Origin of the sequence: Cohaesibacter gelatinilyticus, from assembly GCF_900215605.1 — a bacterium.
GTDB classification, from domain to species: domain Bacteria; phylum Pseudomonadota; class Alphaproteobacteria; order Rhizobiales; family Cohaesibacteraceae; genus Cohaesibacter; species Cohaesibacter gelatinilyticus.
Genome location: NZ_OBEL01000004.1, coordinates 1 through 20,431, shown reverse-complemented (window position 1 = coordinate 20,431; position 20,431 = coordinate 1). Strand labels below are relative to the sequence as shown.

At 48.7% G+C, this 20,431-nt stretch carries 17 protein-coding genes and 2 pseudogenes; all 19 read right to left on the bottom strand.

Annotated elements, in window-relative coordinates:
* Window positions 1-154: 154 nt before the first annotated feature.
* Complete coding sequence (locus CRO57_RS16090) at window positions 155-1,102, bottom strand: methyltransferase domain-containing protein (RefSeq protein ID WP_097154518.1); 948 nt, start codon at window positions 1,100-1,102, stop codon at window positions 155-157.
* Window positions 1,103-1,131: 29 nt separating this feature from the next.
* Window positions 1,132-2,928 (bottom strand): carbamoyltransferase C-terminal domain-containing protein, encoded by a 1,797-nt coding sequence (locus CRO57_RS16085; RefSeq protein ID WP_097154517.1) that lies wholly within the window; start codon window positions 2,926-2,928, stop codon window positions 1,132-1,134.
* Window positions 2,929-3,019: 91 nt separating this feature from the next.
* Window positions 3,020-3,712 (bottom strand): acylneuraminate cytidylyltransferase family protein, encoded by a 693-nt coding sequence (locus CRO57_RS16080; protein ID WP_097154516.1) that lies wholly within the window; start codon window positions 3,710-3,712, stop codon window positions 3,020-3,022.
* Window positions 3,709-4,731, bottom strand: coding sequence for a Gfo/Idh/MocA family protein (locus tag CRO57_RS16075; protein ID WP_097154515.1), 1,023 nt, complete (start codon window positions 4,729-4,731; stop codon window positions 3,709-3,711). Before CRO57_RS16075 ends, CRO57_RS16080 begins: the two co-directional genes overlap by 4 nt.
* Window positions 4,732-4,746: 15 nt before the next feature.
* A complete protein-coding gene (locus CRO57_RS16070) occupies window positions 4,747-5,565 on the bottom strand; it encodes a HisA/HisF-related TIM barrel protein (RefSeq protein ID WP_097154514.1) in 819 nt (272 codons plus the stop codon).
* A gap of 4 nt (window positions 5,566-5,569) precedes the next feature.
* Window positions 5,570-6,196 carry an imidazole glycerol phosphate synthase subunit HisH gene (hisH, locus tag CRO57_RS16065; RefSeq protein WP_097154513.1) on the bottom strand — a complete coding sequence of 209 codons (627 nt, stop codon included), beginning with the start codon at window positions 6,194-6,196 and terminating at the stop codon, window positions 5,570-5,572.
* Entirely contained in the window at window positions 6,196-7,311 is a 1,116-nt protein-coding gene (locus CRO57_RS16060; protein ID WP_097154512.1) for an N-acetyl sugar amidotransferase, read from the bottom strand. The genes hisH and CRO57_RS16060 overlap by 1 nt, the downstream gene beginning before the upstream one ends.
* Before the next feature lie 20 nt (window positions 7,312-7,331).
* Entirely contained in the window at window positions 7,332-8,387 is a 1,056-nt protein-coding gene (locus CRO57_RS16055; protein ID WP_097154511.1) for a nucleotidyltransferase family protein, read from the bottom strand.
* A 31-nt stretch (window positions 8,388-8,418) separates the two neighbouring features.
* Window positions 8,419-9,105 carry a PIG-L deacetylase family protein gene (locus CRO57_RS16050; RefSeq protein ID WP_210200903.1) on the bottom strand — a complete coding sequence of 229 codons (687 nt, stop codon included), beginning with the start codon at window positions 9,103-9,105 and terminating at the stop codon, window positions 8,419-8,421.
* Entirely contained in the window at window positions 9,102-9,992 is an 891-nt protein-coding gene (locus CRO57_RS16045; RefSeq protein ID WP_097154510.1) for a formyltransferase family protein, read from the bottom strand. The genes CRO57_RS16050 and CRO57_RS16045 overlap by 4 nt, the downstream gene beginning before the upstream one ends.
* Window positions 9,983-11,176, bottom strand: a complete 1,194-nt coding sequence (gene neuC, locus CRO57_RS16040) for a UDP-N-acetylglucosamine 2-epimerase (RefSeq protein ID WP_097154509.1) — start codon at window positions 11,174-11,176, stop codon at window positions 9,983-9,985. Before neuC ends, CRO57_RS16045 begins: the two co-directional genes overlap by 10 nt.
* On the bottom strand, window positions 11,173-12,174 hold the full coding sequence (gene neuB, locus CRO57_RS16035) for an N-acetylneuraminate synthase (protein ID WP_097154508.1): 1,002 nt from the start codon (window positions 12,172-12,174) through the stop codon (window positions 11,173-11,175). Before neuB ends, neuC begins: the two co-directional genes overlap by 4 nt.
* Complete coding sequence (locus CRO57_RS16030; RefSeq protein WP_210200902.1) at window positions 12,174-12,824, bottom strand: acetyltransferase; 651 nt, start codon at window positions 12,822-12,824, stop codon at window positions 12,174-12,176. The genes neuB and CRO57_RS16030 overlap by 1 nt, the downstream gene beginning before the upstream one ends.
* Window positions 12,821-14,005, bottom strand: a complete 1,185-nt coding sequence (locus CRO57_RS16025; protein ID WP_097154817.1) for a LegC family aminotransferase — start codon at window positions 14,003-14,005, stop codon at window positions 12,821-12,823. The genes CRO57_RS16030 and CRO57_RS16025 overlap by 4 nt, the downstream gene beginning before the upstream one ends.
* A 13-nt stretch (window positions 14,006-14,018) precedes the next feature.
* On the bottom strand, window positions 14,019-15,017 hold the full coding sequence (locus tag CRO57_RS16020; RefSeq protein ID WP_097154507.1) for an NAD-dependent 4,6-dehydratase LegB: 999 nt from the start codon (window positions 15,015-15,017) through the stop codon (window positions 14,019-14,021).
* A 538-nt stretch (window positions 15,018-15,555) separates the two neighbouring features.
* Window positions 15,556-16,667, bottom strand: a pseudogene (locus tag CRO57_RS16010) (IS3 family transposase).
* 443 nt (window positions 16,668-17,110) lie between these two features.
* On the bottom strand, window positions 17,111-18,433 hold the full coding sequence (locus CRO57_RS16005; protein ID WP_097154506.1) for an HlyD family type I secretion periplasmic adaptor subunit: 1,323 nt from the start codon (window positions 18,431-18,433) through the stop codon (window positions 17,111-17,113).
* Window positions 18,433-20,133 (bottom strand): type I secretion system permease/ATPase, encoded by a 1,701-nt coding sequence (locus tag CRO57_RS16000; RefSeq protein WP_210200901.1) that lies wholly within the window; start codon window positions 20,131-20,133, stop codon window positions 18,433-18,435. Before CRO57_RS16000 ends, CRO57_RS16005 begins: the two co-directional genes overlap by 1 nt.
* Before the next feature lie 34 nt (window positions 20,134-20,167).
* A pseudogene (locus CRO57_RS24805) lies at window positions 20,168-20,431 on the bottom strand (calcium-binding protein); the annotation flags it as partial.

The following is a 20,431-nucleotide window of genomic DNA, read 5'->3' as shown; positions in this document are numbered from 1 at the left end:
TGACGCAATACACGATATCGCCAAACTTCAGCCTAATTCTAAAAGTGGCATCAGGACGTCAGGAATATTCCGTACTGTCATTCGAGCTCTTAGCAGAGAATATGCCATGAGTGCTCTGTCCCATCTCTTTCAAAAAGCATGGCATGCCTGATCATCAAGGATTAACATATTTTTCTTTCTCTAGGACAAAAAGCCACTCAATAGCTGTTTCTTTTTCAGATTCATAATTGACTATGAAGTGTTCCATAAGATCATAGAATGTTTCGCACCATTCTGTTTTCACTTCTCGCCGTGTTTCACGGTTCACGCCATTTGCAAGTTTTGCCAACGGATTAAAAACAGGGCGCAGGCCAATATCCCATATTTGTGACATTAGATCACCGTAGACAGGCTCTTCTCTTACTACTTTCATATTTGGCAGTTTACTGAAGATATTTTTATACTCATCAACTTCCTTTAACCCCATCCAGGTGGAGCGACGTCCGGCATCAATTAACGCACAGCTCTTTTTACCAAACAGCTTTAGGGCATACTGGTCTAATGAGAACCGCAGAATATCCTTTGACTTGATTTCTAGGACAAGCCGCCCTCCAGGCTTCAGAACACGGCATAAATCATTGATATGATCTTCAAATGAATCTACCCAATATGTGCTATTGGAATAGATGTAACCGAAGCTTTCGTCATCAAAAGCAAACTTCTTGTTGTTGTCATGCAAAACAAGATTTTGATAGCAGCCTAGAGCGTTCGATTTGTTCAGAAGGTTTTGCTTCCAATCCGAACCATGGCTGTAGAACACATCTGGTTTTTTAACGATATCAACATGATAGGTGTTATCATATGCATCAAATGCATCATGATTTCCGACACGCTTCTGACTGATATCAATTGCCTGAAACATATCTGTGTCGATCCCAAACTTGCCACCTGCCGCAATAAAACTGAATGCACCATCGCCGCACGATACATCTAGTGATGCCTCATCAAAGAAATTAAATGTTGATGCATATTTTTCTGCTCTGATCGCAAGCAAAATTGCGTTTTCTGGCCGCAACCAAAACCAATTCAGGAATTCTTTTAGATATTCTTTTCTCAAGGTCATGAGATTTCTCCTAGATCCAAGCTTGGATATTATTGTTTTTTGCTAAGAAGTACTTGATCGTTAATCAGCAAATGGTCCAAGCCAGACAATTCAAATGTCCGCACAGCATCAGCGATAGTGTTAACAATGGGTTCGCCATGCAAGTTGAAACTTGTATTGAGCATGGCCGGTGTGCCCGTCAGTTTTTCAAACTCGGAAATCAAAGCATGATACTGTGGCGCATGATCTTTGGAGACAAACTGTGGGCGAACACTGCGATCATACGGATGTGTTCCGGCAATAATCCGTTGGTATGTCTCATCCTTGGTATCCAGACCGATCGCCATGAATGGGGAGCTTAGGTCTTTGGGGTTATGCAAATAATCTTTGTGCTTTTCTTCCAAAATAGAAAGGGCAAAAGGCATCCAAAAATCACGGTTCTTAATGGCTTCATTGATTTGTTTGACAGATTCCCGTACACCCGGATTAGCCAAAATACTACGATTACCCAACGCCCGCGCACCAAATTCCGCACCGCCGCGAATAACGGCGACGATATCGCCATCTGCAATCAACTTGGCAACCTGATCCAGACCAATATCTTCGGTGACAGTGAACTTGTCCGCATAAATGGAAGGATCAAAATCATCCATTTCTTCGGTAACGTCATAACCCAGATAGAGATGGTTGAGCGGCGCATTGGTGCTTGCATCCTTGTTCATAACATAGCAGCCACCTATGGAGAGGCTTTCATCGCCTCCGGAGCCACAAACGAACATTTTTTCGACTTCCGGCATTTCAGCAATGATTTTGTTCATTTTGATGTTCATGGCGATGCCGCCGCTGACCACAAAACGTTTGATGCCCGTTTTTTCAACAATGTCTTTGAACAATGCACACGCCATGATTTCCGTATAAAGCTGTACGGCACCGGCAATATTATCAAAACGATGATCCCGCCAAACTTCCTGCAAATAGCTGAATAAATCTGCCGGACGATCATGAGAAACCAGACGCATATTTTCCACACGGCTGAGATTCATCAACGGCTCCATGGCCTTACGCACGTAAGATTCTTTGGCATATGGAGCCAAGCCCATGACCTTGAATTCGTGTTCATCAGGGCGCATTCCCAACAGCAGCGTCGCCATTTTGTAGACGCGCCCCAAATCGTTCTGCGCGGACTCAGCTAGGAATTCAAATTTATCATCACTGACTTTCCAAACCGTTTGGTTGCGACCATCGCCCCAACCGTCCAAGGTCAATGCAATACAATCATCCTGACGGAACGGAGACCCAAAATAGGCATAGTATGCGTGACATTCGTGATGATCGATAAAGTCGATCTTATCCGTCGCAACATCAAATTCCGCACTCAAAATACGTACGCATTCCTTACGGAACAGTTCCGCATCAAGTTTGGTGTTATCCAGTACATCATCAGTTAGCCAAGAAAAATCAAAGTATTCTTCTTGGCGATTAAACTGCGGATCATCGCGCAACCACTTCAGATAATCAGACGTGTCTTCACCACGGGCAGCTCGGGCATAATATTTTTCGCCATAGTAGTCCCAATAATCCAGCAAGGAAAATTCAGTGTTGTTTTTGACTTTCATCATCAAACCGGAATTCTCGACCGTTGTATAGGCAGCGCGCACAATATCAGACCCGGAAATCCCAGCTTTTTTCAAACAATATTTAATGGATTCCCGTGGGAAGCCCACATAATTCTTCTTCCGAAAGAAGCGTTCTTCACAGGCTGCTGCAACTACTTCACCGTCACGCATAATTGCCGCTGAAGAGTTGTGTGAAATACTTAGACCAAGGTAGTAAACCGGAGAGTTCATAGACTTTTTCCTCGGAGGTATCGACTATCAAGACATCATAGATGAAGGCCGATCAGGAATGTTGCGCGCGTCGTTTAAAACCGCTGTTTGTTTATCGTGACTGGAGCAAAAGCTCCGCAATTTGGAAATCAAGCAAGGTATCAATATCCACAGACCGCTCAATCGGAATATAGACAGAATGAACCCGGCCATCGAAAATCGCATTGTTGTTCATGACAAATTCTGTATTCAGAACATAGCCAACAGTCGCGAGGTCATAAACCACCGGCGTATCTTGTCTGCGTGCAATATTGCCATCAGGTTCAATAACGCGGCTTACCGTACCATCATCATTGGACTTCACCATATTAAAGTACGGGCTGCGGTGCGCATCGGTCATAGTCAGCACAACATCGCAATCGCCTTTCTCATATTCCATCAGACACGACTGTAGATCTTTCGGCAGCCTCAAAGGGGCCGTTGCAGGAACGCTGAGCATGGCATGTGGCATAACTCCCTCTGTTTCTAACAGAAACTGCAGCGCATGACGCCATGCTAGCCACTCTGGACTCTCATCTGCGGCCAATTCTGCAGGACGCAAAAACGGGACCCACGCACCACATTCACGGGCAACGGCTGCAATATCTTCACAATCCGTGGATACCAGAACTCGGTCAATACCCGGAACTGCCAAAGCATGTTCAATAGACCAAACTAGCAAAGGTTTCCCCATCAGCGGCCTGATGTTCTTCCGTGGAAGTCCCTTGGACCCACCACGCGCAAAGATCATTGCTTCATAGGTCATGCACCTGCCTTATCTTCCAGAGTGTTTTGAACATTGACCCGTGTACCCGTATCCGCTGCTGCTCGTGCAGCCGATATAATATCCAGAACCCGGATCCCATCTTCGACAGAAACCAATGGTGTGGCTGTGCCTTCAATACATTTCAAGAGGTTATGCCACTCGGCATAATAGCTGTCACGTACTGTGCCGCCTCTGAACACAACCTGCCACACAGATTTTTCCGGGTCATAGAATTCAACCAAACCTTCAGATGCTGTCCACCGCAACGTACCTTCTGATCCAATTGCTGTGCAGGTCCGAACAGGATCACGGCGCACAAAATCCAACGCCACATTCGCCACAGGTTGAGCAGCAACAGATGTAGGCTCAAGGCCAAGCATCAAATAAACCGTATCCTCAACATTGATCTCTAGATCACTGTGACGACACATAACTGCCTGAACCCAGTTTACATCGCCAAAAATCCAGCGCAGGTAGTCAATTTCGTGGCTTAACTCTAACAAGGCGCCGCCGCCAAGCTCCTGTCGGGCAGAAACCCCTGTACGGTAGTCGCTATCTGGACGCCAGTCGGGCAAATACTGGCCAATTTCAGACCGCACAGACAAAATGCGACCAACCTGCCCATTTGAAATCATCTGACGGTAGGTCTGCAGAGAGTCCACATAACGTAGATTATAGCCCACCATACAAACACGATCTTGAGCTCGGCAGGTTGCCATCAACTTTGTCGTACCTTCAAGATTTGAGGACAAAGGCTTTTCCATCAGTAAGTGCGACCCAGCTTCTGCCAAACATTGAGCCACCGCGATGTGGTGCGTTGCTGGCCAAGCAATCACTGACAGATCCGGCGCATAAGCCACTGCATCTGCCATTGCACTGAGACATCCATCTGCCAAATCTGGAACATCATCTGTCGGCTGATGACGCAGGATCCGAATCTCTGCATCCGGCAGCAAATCGCGAGCAACCGCCAAATGGCGCTTTCCAATACTGCCTTGTCCGACAATCAACACACGCATACCAGATGAATCCCCTTAGGCGTCTGCCACAGAAATGGTTGCACGATTTTCCAACAGGCCAACATCCCAAGTGGGGATATCTACACCACCATCAATCAAAGAAAGTCGGGCTTTTTTCAGGCCATCCCCTACAAAATTGAACAAGTGGGCTGTTGCCACTGCATCCACACGTGGGTCTGCCAATCCTTCAGCAAGATGAGAAGAGTTTCCTGCCCCTCCGGCCAGAATAATCGGTTTTTCAACTTTTTCCGGCAAATGATCCAGCATAGCCAAGTCGTATCCCTGCCCGGTACCATCCTGCACCATAGAGTTCAGATACAATTCCCCCACTGGAGCCTGCAACGCCTTGTCAATCCAAGTTGTAACCGCCCCGTCCAAAGGACGCTCACCGGACTCCACGTGAACGGCGTATTGGCCATCCGATGCCTTTTTGACGTCCATGGATGCAATCAGTGACTGCTGACCATAATCCTTGGCAATTTCAGAAATTAGCCCGCTGTCTTCATGTACGTGTGTATTGACAACAATCTTATCTGCGCCAGAGCGGAACAGTGCCTGTGCGTGCTCCATTGTGGTAATGCCACCACCAGCTGCAATCGGGACAAAGCATCCTTCCGTCAGTTTTTGCAGAGCTTGACAAAATGCCTCGATATTGCGCTCGCTACGTGTAACATCCAGAACCACAAGCTCGTCAATGGAGAAGGAAATTTTGGAAAAATCATAGTTCTTTTGCAGCCAGCGCAGATTCCCAACCCTTTGCAGTCGGAAATTCCGGCTCAGAACAAAGTTACCATTGTTATAGAGCAACGTAAAAATTAGACGCTGTTTCACCATGCTCTTAACTTTCCAAAAAACTTTTCAAAAGCAACAAACCATTGGTTTGGCTTTTTTCCGGGTGGAACTGAGCTGCAAAGACATTGCCTTCTTCGTAAGTTGCCATAAAGCTTTCGCCGTGATGACAGATACCAGCCTCACCAGGAAGCCCATCCGCCAACATGCGATAGGAATGCACAAAATAGAAATCTGCCTGTCGCGGCAAAGCAGAAAATAATCTGGACGACTCAGTGCTATGCACAACGTTAAATCCTGTATGCGGAATTTTATGTTGCCTATTTTCGGGGAGAACAAACCCGTCCACAGTCGCATCAATCAGGCCCAGACCTTTTGTGGATCCATCTTCACTGCCTGTTGTCCCCAGCAAGTGCATGCCCAAACAAATCCCCAGAATTTTGCTGGACCGAGTCCGCACAGAATTCAAAATGGCCTGATCCAGATCTGCTGCCCGCAACCGTTCCATCGCTCTGCGAAATGAGCCTACACCGGGCAAAATGAGACATGATGCTTCTTCTATCCGATTGGGATTACTGCAAATTTCCACTTCACACCCTAAGAACATCAAGGCGTTGCGAACAGACCACAGATTTCCCATGCCATAGTCAACGATGGTGAGATGACGTGATGTCATTAAACGATCTCATAAGTAGGTGTCCAAATACCGTCTTCTTTGACAAACAGATCGTTGTTCGCATAACGGTCCAGAACAGCATCGAATTCATCTTTGGTCATTTTGTAATAATCCAGATACAGCGGAATCAGTTCCTCTGGATATTGACCGTCATACAAGCGCACCAGGTTGACAGCCTGCTGGCGATCCATGGCGCCTCGGCGAACCTCAATACTGGCATCTTGATTAGCGCGACCAAAACCAAATTTCAGATACATAAGATAGGTATGCAGCGCATATAAAGACTGATCATTCTGAGCAAAGTTGGTAAAGGTGCCAGAGTTCGCATCTTCAGCTTCCTGCAAACCACAGTGCTCTTTAGCCACCAAGTAATTGCGATAGGGGTCCCAATTCTCAAAATAGGACCAGTGTGTCAGCGCAATATTGCTTTTTGCGAGCTGTTCATCGTTGGGGAACTGGAAGAAGTACAGGTCTTCTTTCGACAGGCCTGAGGCTTCCAGAACCTTGTTATAGCCGCCCTCTAAGTAAACACGCTTTTGATATGGAACATCAAAGATAGGATCACAGTGAGTCTCTGTAGTCCCACCATATTCAACTTCACCATCTTCTCCGTAAAAAATCAGACCCACATTGAACTGTACGGCAACGCGGATTACTGCAGACATAATGGAAACCAACCAGCCATAGTAAGGAAGGCCCATTTCAACAAAGCCTGTTTTGTTCAGCCGGTGCAACGCAACATGAGACGGATTTACTGTGATATGGTTGTAACCACTTTCAACAAAATTCCGCAGATTCTTTTCACCCAGTGCCGTCGGCAAAGCTGGTGTAATCGTAACACACAGTGGGTTCATACCGTATTTGTGTTTTAAATTATATGCTACGTAAGAACCATCTTTGCCACCGCTTACGGGAACCAAACAGTCAAAATCTCCTTGACCACGGTGCTTGTCCAAAAGCTTCAGTAATTCTTGTTCGCGACTTGCCCAGTCCAATATTTTTTTGGTTTCTGTCCAACGACAAGCATTACACCAGCCACGCTCATCAAAAGAAATCCGAGGCCGTGTCGACATTGCCAAACAGTTCGAACACCAAGTTGGAGATGTACCAGTCATGATAGTGCTCAGACTCCGTATTAGGATTTTTGACTATTTGCCGTCTGCAAATCATCCGGGCGACCAACATCAAGCCAAGGTTCATGCATCGGGTATACAATTGTTCGTTGAGATGCACCCTGCAAACGAGCAAATAGAGACGGCATGTCACTATGTTCTCCTTTTTGCATGTGCTGTAAAGAAAGTGGATCAAGGACGTAGACGCCAGCGTTGATATGGCTGCGTGAAATAGGCTTTTCTTCAAAGCCGACAATATCAACACCTTTGGTGCGGACTACGCCAAATGGGTGCTGCCATTCATGTAAACGAACTGCCATCGTCGCCATGGCGCCATGACGATTGTGGAAATCCAAGAGTTCTCCGTAGCGAATATCTGTCAATACATCACCATTGGAAACAACAAACGGCTGTTCTGGCAAATCTGCCATCAGCCCTATAGCACCTGCCGTCCCCAATGGACGATCTTCCCGCAAATAGGATATCTCCACACCCCATTTTGCGCCGTTACCGAAATACTCTTCGATCATATGGCCAAGATAGTGAATTGCCAGAATAAACTTACCAAAACCTTCGCTACGAGCACGCTCGATTATATGCTCCAGCATGGGCTTACCAGCAACCGGGATTAAAGGCTTAGGACAATTCTCAGTGTGTGGTCGCAAACGCCTCCCTTGACCACCGGCCATAACGACCATCAGGTTTTCACGGGTTTGAGGCGTCAATAGCTCATCCAGAGCATGCAAACCGACAACCATGCGATTTTCGTCAACGATAGGTAACTGCTGAACACCGTTGGACTGCATTAGCATCAGAACAGCATCTCGCCCGAAACTGGTTGGCACAACAAAGGGATCCAGTTTCACCAAAGACTCAATAGAACTCTCTAGAGTCATACCACGCAGCAAACCACGCCGAATGTCACCATCTGTCAATGTGCCACGCAGTTTGCCGTCAGCATGTATGACAATGGCGATCTGAAACGCAGAGTCGTTCAGACAATGAATTGCCTGCTGTAAAGTTGCGTTCATGGGCAACAACGCTTTTTGCCAGTCCTTATTCGTCGTTAAGGGTGTCATTTCGCATTCTTTACAACATTATCTTCCGACATTAATCACGTGACCGCAAAAGCTGGAAAGCCTCTGCTGCCAAATATCCAGAAGCGGCACCACGCATCATTGCCAATGCCCGCATAGCTTCATAGCTGCGTGGGAATGGAAAGTCACCAACTTCTGAAGTGTATATCTCCATTGCCTTCATCTTTTCGTCCAAATATTGGCTAATATCAACAAAGACGTTTGGGCGAAATGGCTCAAGCCCAATCAAACCAAAGTCTGTCTCTGACAGTGTTTCATAAGCCATCACCTGCTTGACTGACGGATAGCGGAACCACTTGGAACAGCTGGCTACAGCATCAAAAACAATACGATGATCCGTATGCACATCTGCGGGATGTGGGACCAAGACTTCTTCTGGCTGAAATTCCTGAAAAGCTTTGGAAACACCACCGACAATTTCTGACATCGGCAGAGTTTCCAACTGGGCTGGCGGCAAATCAAGGCGATACACAGCATCAAAATCAAAAAACTGGGCAACCTGTTCAATTTCCGCATTCCGCTCGGCAACTCGTTCGGCGGGCCATCCTGCAGTCTCAGAAATTCCCGTGATAATCAGCCACGCAATTTGTGCACCTTGGTCACGCTTGCGCCGCAACAAAGTCCCACCAGCACCCAAAACCTCATCATCCGGATGCGGAGCAACAATGATAGTTTTTTTCAAATCAGTAGTCAGGATCATAGATAGGTTCCCTCCGCCAAGGATACCTGTGGATTGATATCCAGCAGACAAATTGCGCCAATTCCACATTTCACTACAGGCCCATCAGTCTGCATGGCAACAACCTGACCCGGCTCTATATTGTCTGGAACATCTTGTACAATTCGCGCTTTCCAAACTTTAATAGGTTGGTCATTCAATATAAATTCTGCACCTACGTACGGATGGCTAAGGCCTCGGACCAAGTTATAAACAGACTGAGCAGACATGCGCCAATCAATTTTACTATCTGCGACCCCGCGCTTGCGCCATGTGTTTGCTTTTGTATGATCTTGCGGCAAACGTTGATAGTTTCCGCAGACCAATTGCGGTACAAAACCCACAATTTGCTGCATCGCTGTATCCATGGCTTTGTCATACAAAGATCTGGCAGCATCAGTTTCAGTAATGACAATCGGCTGCTGGGATAAAATATCTCCACTGTCTGCTCCAGCATCCATAAAGAAAAAAGTAGATGCTGTTTCTTTGAGCCCCAAAACCAAGGCCCAGATCAGCGGGTGACGTCCTCGGTTTGCCGGCAGTGCCGTCGGATGATAACCAACGACCCCCATGGGTGCCAATCGTAGCAAGTCATCCTTTAGCAAACGGGGCCAGCCAAAACAGAATATCACATCCGGTTTCTTGTCCCGGATCCAAGCCAAAGACTCTTCAGAATTGATGTCGTCCACATACAGACACGGAACACCATGAACATCACAAGTTGGCTTTAAATCCACATGGTCCGCATTGAATGTCGATGCTGCCAGTGTACAAACACCGCTCACAGTGGCGTCACAAGTCTCCAAAGCCAGCACCGTATCCAAAGCACGTTTGGAAAATTCAACTGCTCCAATCAAAACTATGCGCATGAACTATCCCCTGATGGCAAAATTGAAGTCGGAACATCAAAGAACTGTTTTTTCAGCAAACCATCCAGATTGGCCGATTTTAAGACTGCAACGACCCGTTCGCTAGCTCCGCCGTCCCCATAGGGATTTTGCACATCATTCAACATATTCTGAAAATCTGTGCTGTAGAGACGTTGTAGTGCGGACTGAATGCTTTTGCTTTCTGGCATACACCCGATAACGCTATCGGCCATAATCCGGCCTTTTTGCCTATCGCCAATATTCACCGTACCCTTGCAGAAGCTCGGCATTTCAATCAAACCGCTGGAGGAATTGCCAACCATACCGTCCACCTGAGCCAAACACGACAAATACCGAAGCTGCCCCAATGACGTGAATGATTTGGTGTGCGGGCGGCAAGACACATAGTCATCAACCATTTGCATCACAATACGACCATCCGTATCTGCATTCGGCATTGTAAAAATCACGTGTATATCTTCTAGCGTATCCAGAGCATCAAACATGGCCTGCATCTGCTCTGCGGCTGTTGCCGTTTCCAGCGTCACAGGATGGAACGTTACGATCAGGTTTTTCGGACCAAATCTGAAATCCATGGATTCTTCAAGTGCAGCGCGGTCCATCAGCGCCAAGCGCTTGATACCATCAATCCCCATGCCACCAACCAAATGCACCCGATTCGGTTGTTCCCCAAGCTGGATCACCCGGTTTTTGTACTCTTCGGCTGCAACAAAATGCAAATGCGACATTTTGGTAATGGAATGTCGAATAGCTTCATCGATCAAACCCTCCGTTGCCTCGCCACCGTGCAAATGTGCAACAGGAATGCGTGCAACCATGGCCGCAGAAATTGCAGAAAAAATCTCGAAGCGATCACCCAGAACAACAATGATATCCGGTTGCAAATCATTCAGAGCGTCAGCCATTCCAATCATGCCAAGCCCCATTGCCTTGGCAATACCAACCGAGGTATCGGAGCTCACCAGCATCTCAACCTTGCGGTCAATGGTATAGCCATCCTGTTCAATTTCCTGATACGACAGACCAAATTCCGGAGACAGGTGCATGCCCGTGGCAATGATTTGCAAAGTCAAATCCGGATCTTGGTGGATGCCATCCATTACCCAACGCAGTAAACCGTATTCGGCACGGGTTCCTGTTATGACGCAGATTTTCCGACTCATAGCTCTACCAATTCATTTTGGGCAAAATCACGTTTGGCCATTTGGCCGATAACCTCATCCCAGAACATGGGCGAGATACCAGTACCCGGTCGTTTAACCGTCAGGTTTTCCTCAGTAAACACTTCTCCGGCTGCAATATCCCGCGCCGCCACTACAGATTTTCGTGCAACCTGCATATTCTTGCGTTCTATCTCCGTCGGGCGTTTAATACCATCGCCCAGTGCATGCTCGATATTCCGAATGGCGCTCACCATGGCTTTCAATTCATCCGGCGCCAAGCTGGCCTGATGATCAGGCCCCGGCAATGTTTTATCCAGCGTAAAGTGCTTTTCAATTACCGTCGCGCCTAAAGCAATCGCGGCCGTCGGCACTTCGATTCCCACGGTATGATCTGAATAACCCACGTCCACACCCAATGCCAATCCCATCGACTGCATGGCATGCAAATTCACATCTTGCATAGGGGCTGGATATTCGGTAGTGCAGTGCAGCACGGTGATTTGTTCCCGCGCAGTTCCGGCCTGTTCCAGCACATCTAGGGCGAGTTCCACATCACCTAAGGTTGCCATCCCGGTAGACAAAATCACCGGCAGACCAAAGCCAGCCACGGCCCGCAAATACGGCAAATTGGTAATCTCACCGGATGGAATTTTCATGACATTCACACCCATGGCCACCAGATCGTGCAGGCTTTGAATATCAAAGCCGGTGGAACAAAATTCGATCCCAACTTTTTGACAGTGTGCTATCAGATCCGCATGCATAGTGTCGCTCAGCTCCAGCTTTCTCAGCATCTGATACTGAGTGCCTTCCCCCGCTGTCGTGACTTTTTGATAGTCGGCCTTTTGCGCATCTGGCGTAACCAAACGATCCGCCTTAAAGGTCTGAAATTTAACCATATCGGCCCCGGCATCCGCCGCAGCTTCGATCAACTGGCGAGCCATATTCATATCACCATTATGGTTGACCCCGGCTTCGGCAATGATCAGCGTGTGCATCACAAGTTTTCCTTTTTCGCCTTATGTGGCGAGACTGTTCCATCTGGACAATCCTTGAGCACAGCTGTGGCCATACCGATGACACAGTTTTTGCCAATGCTCAGCCCTTGACGTACCACACTGCCGCTGCCGACAAATGTGCCGTCCCCAACTAAAACCCCGCTGTTGATCCGGCAACCGGTGGAAACATGGCAATTGTTGCCGACAGATACATCATGTTCAACCAAGGACAGAGTATTCACGATACAGTTTTCCCCGACAGTCGCCCCCGCATTGACGACAGCTCCATGCACAACCATTGTTCCCATGCCAATAGAGGCATGTGGAGAAACAAAAGCCTTTGGTGAAACAATGGCCGGTGCCGCCGTACCATAGGCGCACAATTGTGCGTACAAACGTTGACGCGGCTCAGCGTTTTTGATTTGTCCGATCGTGACAACACCGAAATCAACCTTGGCCAAAATAGCCGGCAAATCGTCATCACTACCTAAAATGGGATAACCAAGTAGGGTTTTTCCCACCTCGGACGGCAAATCCACTAGACCAAGGATCTCGTAACCACCATGCTGCTCGATCACATCAATGCAAACACGGGCGTGGCCACCAGCACCCAAAAGAACAATGGTTGGACACTTTTGCTCAACCATCATGCATGACTCCCGTCTAGCAACTGCGGACTGCTGGGAATATTGATCAGACGTTGCAGCAAGTTTTCTGAAACAGACAAGTCCATACGCGGGCAATCCTGATACGGTGCCATGTGGTGCATCAAACTCCACGCCGGGCGAGTCATCAGCCCCGCATCATTGGTCGCCGCCAAAATGGCATCCCGCACCGTCAGATCCGGTGCATCCAACAGCAAGGCATTGAGCCAGTAATTGCTCTTGCAATTTTCCGGTTCAGCAAACAAGGATACACCGTCAATCTTGGCAAAAGCGACCTGATACACCGCAAACAAAGCACGCTTTTCTGTCACCGATTGGGACACACGCTCCAACTGCGCACAGCCCAATGCTGCATTGATATTGGGCATACGATAATTAAAGCCCACCATGTCATGGGCAAACTCCCAACGGTGCGGTACTTTGGCCGTGGTGGTCATATGTTTGGCCCGTTTGGCCAAGGCGGAATCGTTGGTCAACACCATACCGCCACCACCTGTGGTCATGATTTTGTTGCCGTTAAAACTCATAGCCGCGACCCGACCGAAATTCCCTGTATGTGTTCCCTTGTAATAAGAGCCCAGAGATTCCGCAGCGTCTTCCACCACTGCGAAACAATATTTTTCCGCCACCGCCAACATAGCATCCATGTCCACCGGACAGCCAAAGGTATGCATGGGAATCACTGCTGCAATCCGGCGTCCGGTTTGCCGATTCCAACAGGACCCATCCTTAACCTCAACAATCTCTGCCAAATAGGCATCCAGCGCCGACGGAGATAAACCCAGTGTGGTTTCTTCCACATCCACCAGATGCGGCACAGCGTGACAGTACTGAATGGCGTTGGCTGTGGCGATAAAGGTCAGAGCTGGCGCGAGAACCTCGTCACCCGGCTGGACATCACACAGCAACAAGGAAACATGTAAAGCTGCAGTACCATTAACCACCGCCACCGCATGTTTGACCCCGCAAAACTCCGCAACATCAGCTTCAAACCGATCCACATATTTACCGACCGACGACACCCAGCCCGTATCCAAACAGTCCTTCACATAGTTCCACTCGTTACCGACAAACTGCGGTTCATGCAGGGGAATGAAGGCTTGTGGACGACCAAGAGTCTCGGTAATGGCCGCAACAACGGCCGCTGTATCCACAGAGTGTGACATAGAATTCAACATCTTAGATATTGTATCGATCAGCTTTGTACATACTGAGATTCTCAGGATTGGTGAACCATTCGGCGGTTTCCGCCAGACCACGCTTCATGCCTTCGTCACCTCCATATTCCGGCTCCCAACCTGTCAATTCCTTGGCTTTAGCATTACAGGCCCACAAGCGATCTACCTCACTTTTTTCCGGACGCAGACGCACTTCGTCCGTTTCGATTTCAACCTCGGTCCCCATAGCATCAGCGATCAACTGCACTGTATCGCCAATGGACACTTCGAAATTGCTGCCGATGTTGATCACTTCGCCAATAGATTTTTCCGCCTTCATGATGGCTTCGAAACCACGCACCGTATCTTTGACAAAGTTAAAGTCACGGGTTGGATGCAAAGCGCCCAGCTTCAACTTGCACGCGCCGTTGGCAATTTGGGTGATGATGGTCGGGATCACCGCACGGGCCGATTGACGCGGGCCATAAGTGTTGAATGGTCGTATGATGCTGACCGGCGTATCAAACGCGTTGTAGAACGAAATGGCGATCTGATCGGCACCGATCTTGGTGGCCGAGTAGGGCGACTGGCCTTGTAGCGGGTGTGCCTCGTCAATCGGCACATAGCAAGCAGTACCATAGACCTCACTGGTCGAGGTGTGTACCACTTTTTCCACACCAAGATCTTTAGCCGCCTGTACCACGTTCAGTGTGCCCCTGACGTTAGTGTCCACATACGTATCCGGCGAATGGTAGGAATAGGGAATGGCAATCAAGGACGCCAAATGCAGTACTATATCACAGCCTTCCGTGGCTTTGCGCACACCGTTGGGATCTCGAATATCCCCGGCAAAGACATCAAAATTATCTTTGGTATCCGGCGCGCACTGGTCAAGCCAGCCCCAGCTACTGAAGGAATTATACAAAACAAAAGCCCGCACATCATAGCCTTGCAGCACTAGATGTTCCGTCAGGTGAGAGCCAATGAAACCGTCTGCGCCGGTAACCAGTATTTTTTTCACTTTATCTGCCTATGGGATTTTGATGTGTCTTTGGAATTCAATCATGCATCAGACACCGTGTTGTCCGCTTTCAAGCCTGTAGTACGAACATAACTGAGGTAGCCAGTACACGCAATTCTTATTGGCTACCAATAGGAAAAGCAGCGCAAGCTGATTACTGCGCAGCAGGCTATTCTACAACCCACGGCACAAAATCCCAGTAACGCATTCAAGTATTCAACACAAGCACTATTCTCGTTAGGCAGTGTGGAGAGATTTGATCAATATGAATACAGCGGCAAGTGAGATGACCGATCGGTAATTCTGTTGTGTCTTCTCGCACCTGCGTGCGACCCGTTTAAAGCGCTGTAGTTTGCCGAAAGCCTGTTCGATACAGGCTCTTGCTTTATAGAGTTTTCTGGCAAAATGCTTGGGCTGGTGTCTCTCATTGGACTTGCGCGGAATGACAGGAACAGCTCCGCATTGTCGTGCATATTGTCAATTTGCCTTGCTCGAATATTCCTTGTCGCCGATGACGTGCTCCCCTGAATGTGCCCGTTTATAAGTTAGTTCTGTTCCAGTTTTGATCTTGTCTGGATTGGGTAACAAATTCGATTGGGGTTAGCCCGTTGTGGGCGGTATGGGGTCTTTTGGTGTTGTAGTCAATTCTCCATTCTTCAATCAGTTCTCTGGCAGCAGGTAGGCTCGAGAAGAGATGCTCATTGAGGCACTCATCTCTGAGGCGACCATTGAAGCTCTCGACAAAGCCGTTTTGCATTGGTTTGCCGGGAGCGATGTAGTGCCACTCAACCTTTCGATCCTCCTGCCATTTGAGGATGGCGTTACTGGTTAGCTCGGTTCCATTGTCGCTGACGATCATACAGGGATAGCCACGCCGTTCCGCTATGATGTCTAGCTCTCGGGCTACCCGAGCACCGGAGAGGGACGTATCAACCACGGTTGCCAGGCATTCCCTACTGAAGTCATCAATGACACAGAGAATGCGGAACCGTCGACCTTCGACAAGGCTATCAGAGACAAAATCGAGGCTCCATCTCTGATTGGCATCTTGCGGAATGGCCATTGGTGCCCTGGTACCCAGAGCCCGTTTCCGGCCGCCACGCTTGCGCACTGTCAGCTTTTCCTCTTTATAGAGCCGATACAGCTTCTTCCAGTTCACACGCCAGCCCTCTCGCTTGAGAAGAATATGCAGCCGCCGGTAGCCAAAGCGCCGACGCTCCGATGACAACTCAACAAGCCTCTTACGAAGACCTGCATCAGCATCACGTCTGGATTAATAGCGATAAACCCGTGGAGCAATACCCACCAGCTCGCACGCCTTGCGTTGAGAATAGTCCTTCTGTGCCATCGCCCAGTCCACCGCGCGTCGTCGGGAACCGGGCTTCAGAAGTTTTTTCCGAGCATCTCTTTCAGAGTAGACACATCCAGCATCTGTTCAGCCAATAGCTTCTTGAGTTTCTTGTTCTCTTCTTCAAGAACTTTCAGCCGCTTGGCCTCAGACACTTCCATGCCGCTATACTTCGAACGCCATTTGTAAAAGGTTCCGTCACTGACACCATGCTTGCGGCTCAGCTCCGCTGCACTCATGCCCGCCTGATGCTCTTTCAATATGCCGATAATCTGTTCTTCGCTGAAACGGCTTCTCTTCATCGTCTATCTCCTTATTGGGAAACAGACTAACCATAAAACGGGGACATTTCAGGGGAGCACGTCATGACTTCAACAGCGTTTGCAAAAAACTGTTGAAACCGCTTAGGGAAAATCACCGCAAATTACTTTGGACAACCACAAGAGCCTGTTTGGAATAGATCGGGGCTTGCCAAAAAGCTGGAATTGCAATCCAAGGACGATTTCAAGGGTCGTCAGTTTGAAGCCGTTTGATCATTCAGACATCGATCCGTAGATTTCAGCGTGAAGTACCAGTGACCTGCGCCCCAATTCTCTACCAGTTTTCGGGAGAATTCGTTGCAGTGAGCCCCTTGTTTGGACCGACGGGAGTTAGAATTTTACGCCTCGCAAAAGAGGTGGCTTAAACTCGACCTTGAGCAATTACTTTAGAAGTTGATAGAAAATTACCTTTTTTACCTCTTCTCTTACCGCTCTTTCATTGCATGCTGGATTTGATCTGTAATGGGTTTGGTGAGGTATGAGGCGATGGTTCTATATCCTGTTTGAAGATAGACCTCGGACGGCATTCCCGGGACGAGCTTCTTGCCATTGAGTTTTTGCAATTCTGCTTCCTCGATGATCAACCGGACCTTGTAGAATGAGAGACCTGTCGCCTGATCCTGAATGAGATCGGCTGAGATCGTATCGAGCTTGGCCTGAATCTCTGGCGTAGTGCGCTGGTCAAAGGCAGGGAAGCGCACTCGGGCAATCTGATTGGGAGACAGACGATCAATCTGTGTCGGATCGACTTGTGCTTCGATGATCAGGCGATCTTCCTGCGGCACGATCAGCATCAACACTTCTGCGGCCGGTATAACACCTCCCACGGTGTGGGCGTTGGACTGATGCACAATCCCAGCTTGAGGAGCCAGGATATCAATACGCTTGAGCTGATCCAGAGCAGCGATTTCCTGCTCTTCCAATTGTGCAACCTTGGCTTTGATATCCTGTATCTGTTGCAGAATTTCTGTCTGGGTATCTTCTTCGATCTGAAGGATTTGCAGCTCTTTCTCACTGATCGCGTTGCGTGCCTGAGCAATATTGGCCGTCACCTCTCCGTGCTCACCCTTCTTTTTTGCTTTTTCTCGCTTTAGCGAATTGAACTTGGTTAGTGTGACAAGCTTGCGCTCCCAGAGCTTGCCATTAGCTTCCAGTTCGCTTTTCAGCAGGTCAATTTCTTCCTGTTTTGCCCGCTGCTGAGCAATCAACCCATCTACTTGCTGAGAAAGCTGGCCTATCTGCTTTTTAAGCTGCTGCTTACGGCCATGGTAAGATTTACGACGCGCTTCAAACAGTTTTTGTTGGCCAATTCGCAACTCGGCGACCTCATCATGTGAGAAGGCAGATGAGCTCAACTTTGGGAAGGTGATATCTTCCTTGTCCTGTTGCTCGGCAATCAATCGAGCAAGTTGAAGACGCAGATCCACCAACTGCTTGTCAGCGATAAAGAGATTAGCTCTTGGCACAGTGTCGTCCAAACGGATCAGCAGATCCCCTGATTGAACGCCATCACCATCCTTGGCGTGGATCTCTTTGACGATCCCGCCTTCCTGATGTTGGACACGTTTTATATTGCCTTCAACAACAATCGAACCCGTTGCTACCACAGCGCTGGAGATTTGCAACAAGCCCAGCCACAGGCCAACACCACCGATCAACAAGCAAACGATAAGGAGCGCCCATTTCATATGACGGGACAAGCTTTGCTGTAACTCATTTTGAGGAGAAGACGTATCAATTGGTGACATCAGGCTGCTCCCTGATTTGGGACAGGAGAGAGAACCTTGGGCAAGACTTCATCCTTGGGACCACAAGCTTGCATCTTGCCTTCTTTCAAACAAAGAACATGATCGACGCTCGCCAGTGCGCTGGGACGATGAGCTATGATCACTATGACGGAGCCCCTTTCCTTCATCGCACTAATAGCGCCTGCCAGTGCTGCTTCGCCTTGACTATCCAGATTGGAGTTGGGTTCATCGAGCACAATAAGGAAGGGATTGCCATAGATGGCCCTTGCCAAGGCAACTCTCTGACGCTGACCACCTGAAAGCGCAAAGCCAGAAGAGCCAATTCTGGTTTCATAGCCATCGGGTAATGCGGTAATCATCTCATGCAGATCGGCAAGACGTGCAGCTTCCAAAATGCTGTCGGATGATGCATCAGGCGCAAATCTAGAGATATTCTCGGATATGGTGCCGTCAAAAATCTGAACATCTTGCGGGAGATAGCCAATGAACTCACCCCTCCGATCCTGAGCCCATTGTGTCAACTCCGCTCCATCCAATCTTACAGAGCCAGAAAGAGCTGGAAGCAACCCTACAAGACTACGAGCCAGGGTGGATTTGCCAGACCCTGACGGCCCAATGATGCCCAACCCTTGCCCTGCATTCAGCGAGAAGCTTACGCCCTGAAGAACAGGCTTCTTGAGACCAACCGGACCGGAGCTCAGAGCATCCACCGTCAAAGCTTTTTGAGGAAGAGGTAGCTCCATACCATCTTCCTGTTCCTCTGACATCTGACCGAAGATAGACTTCAAACGTGCATATGCTTGGCGAGCTCCGACAAAAGCTCTCCATTGCCCGACAGCCACCTCAATTGGCGACAAGGCACGGGAAATCATGATGGAAGCAGCGATCATGATACCAGGCGTGATTTCCTGTTGGATGGCCAACCAGGCACCAAAGCCGAGAATGCTGGATTGCAGGATGAAGCGGAATGTTTTGGTAAGCGTTGAAAAGAGAAGTCCGCGATCTGACGATACTCTTTGGCTTTGCAGATAAGTCTGGTTCAATCCCTCCCAACGCCCTCGCAAGGCTCCAATCATCCCCATGGCATGAATGGCTTCCGCATTCTGTCGGCCTGTTTCCACCAACTGGCCGCGCAGACCGGTTTCTCTATTGGCTTCCTGTGTCGGTTTGCGTGTCAGCCATTCATTCAACCCGATCAAAAGACAGATGATGATTGCGCCGACCAAGCCGACCAAGCCCAGTATTGGATGAAAAACGTAGACGATAATCAGATAGAAAGGCATCCAGGGGCTGTCGAAGATTGCAGCAGGCCCCTGCCCGGACAGAAACTGCCGAACGGCATCCAGATCCTGCACCGGGCGTAGCTGCTGGGCTTTGTTACCAATCAGCACCGGTGCCATGGTTGAGACCTGATAGGCCAAACCGGAATAGTGCGCATCAACATATTGCCCGACACGCACCAGAATGCGACTGCGCAGGCCATCCAGCAGACCATAAAAGGCATAAAGACCGAGCGCCAACCCACCCAGAACAACAAGCGTGGGGACAGAGCCGCTGGCCAGAACCCGGTCATAAACCTGAAGCATGAAGACAGGGCCGGTCAACATCAGAATATTGATCAGCATGCTGATCAATCCAATGCCAAGCCAGACCTTGCCCAAACCAGAGAATAAGCCGACGGTCGCAGACCGTCGGTTCATGTTGTTATTCATCGAAGATCAATCCCCAAATGCCTTACGCGAAACGGAAATCGTCCTGATGAAGATCAGAGACTGACACATCTTTCAGCAAGATACTGTTATCAGCATCCAGCGTGATCAAGGTATCCGAACCCTGGTCTGAGGCAACAGCCAGCACTTCGGCAAATGAACTAAAACCAGCAATACCCGAAAGCTCAATCACGTCATCACTGCCTGCACCAGCTACAAAATCCATAACAGTGTCATCGCCATCGCCAGTAGCGAAGATGAAGATATCGTCGCCAGCTTCACCGAGAAG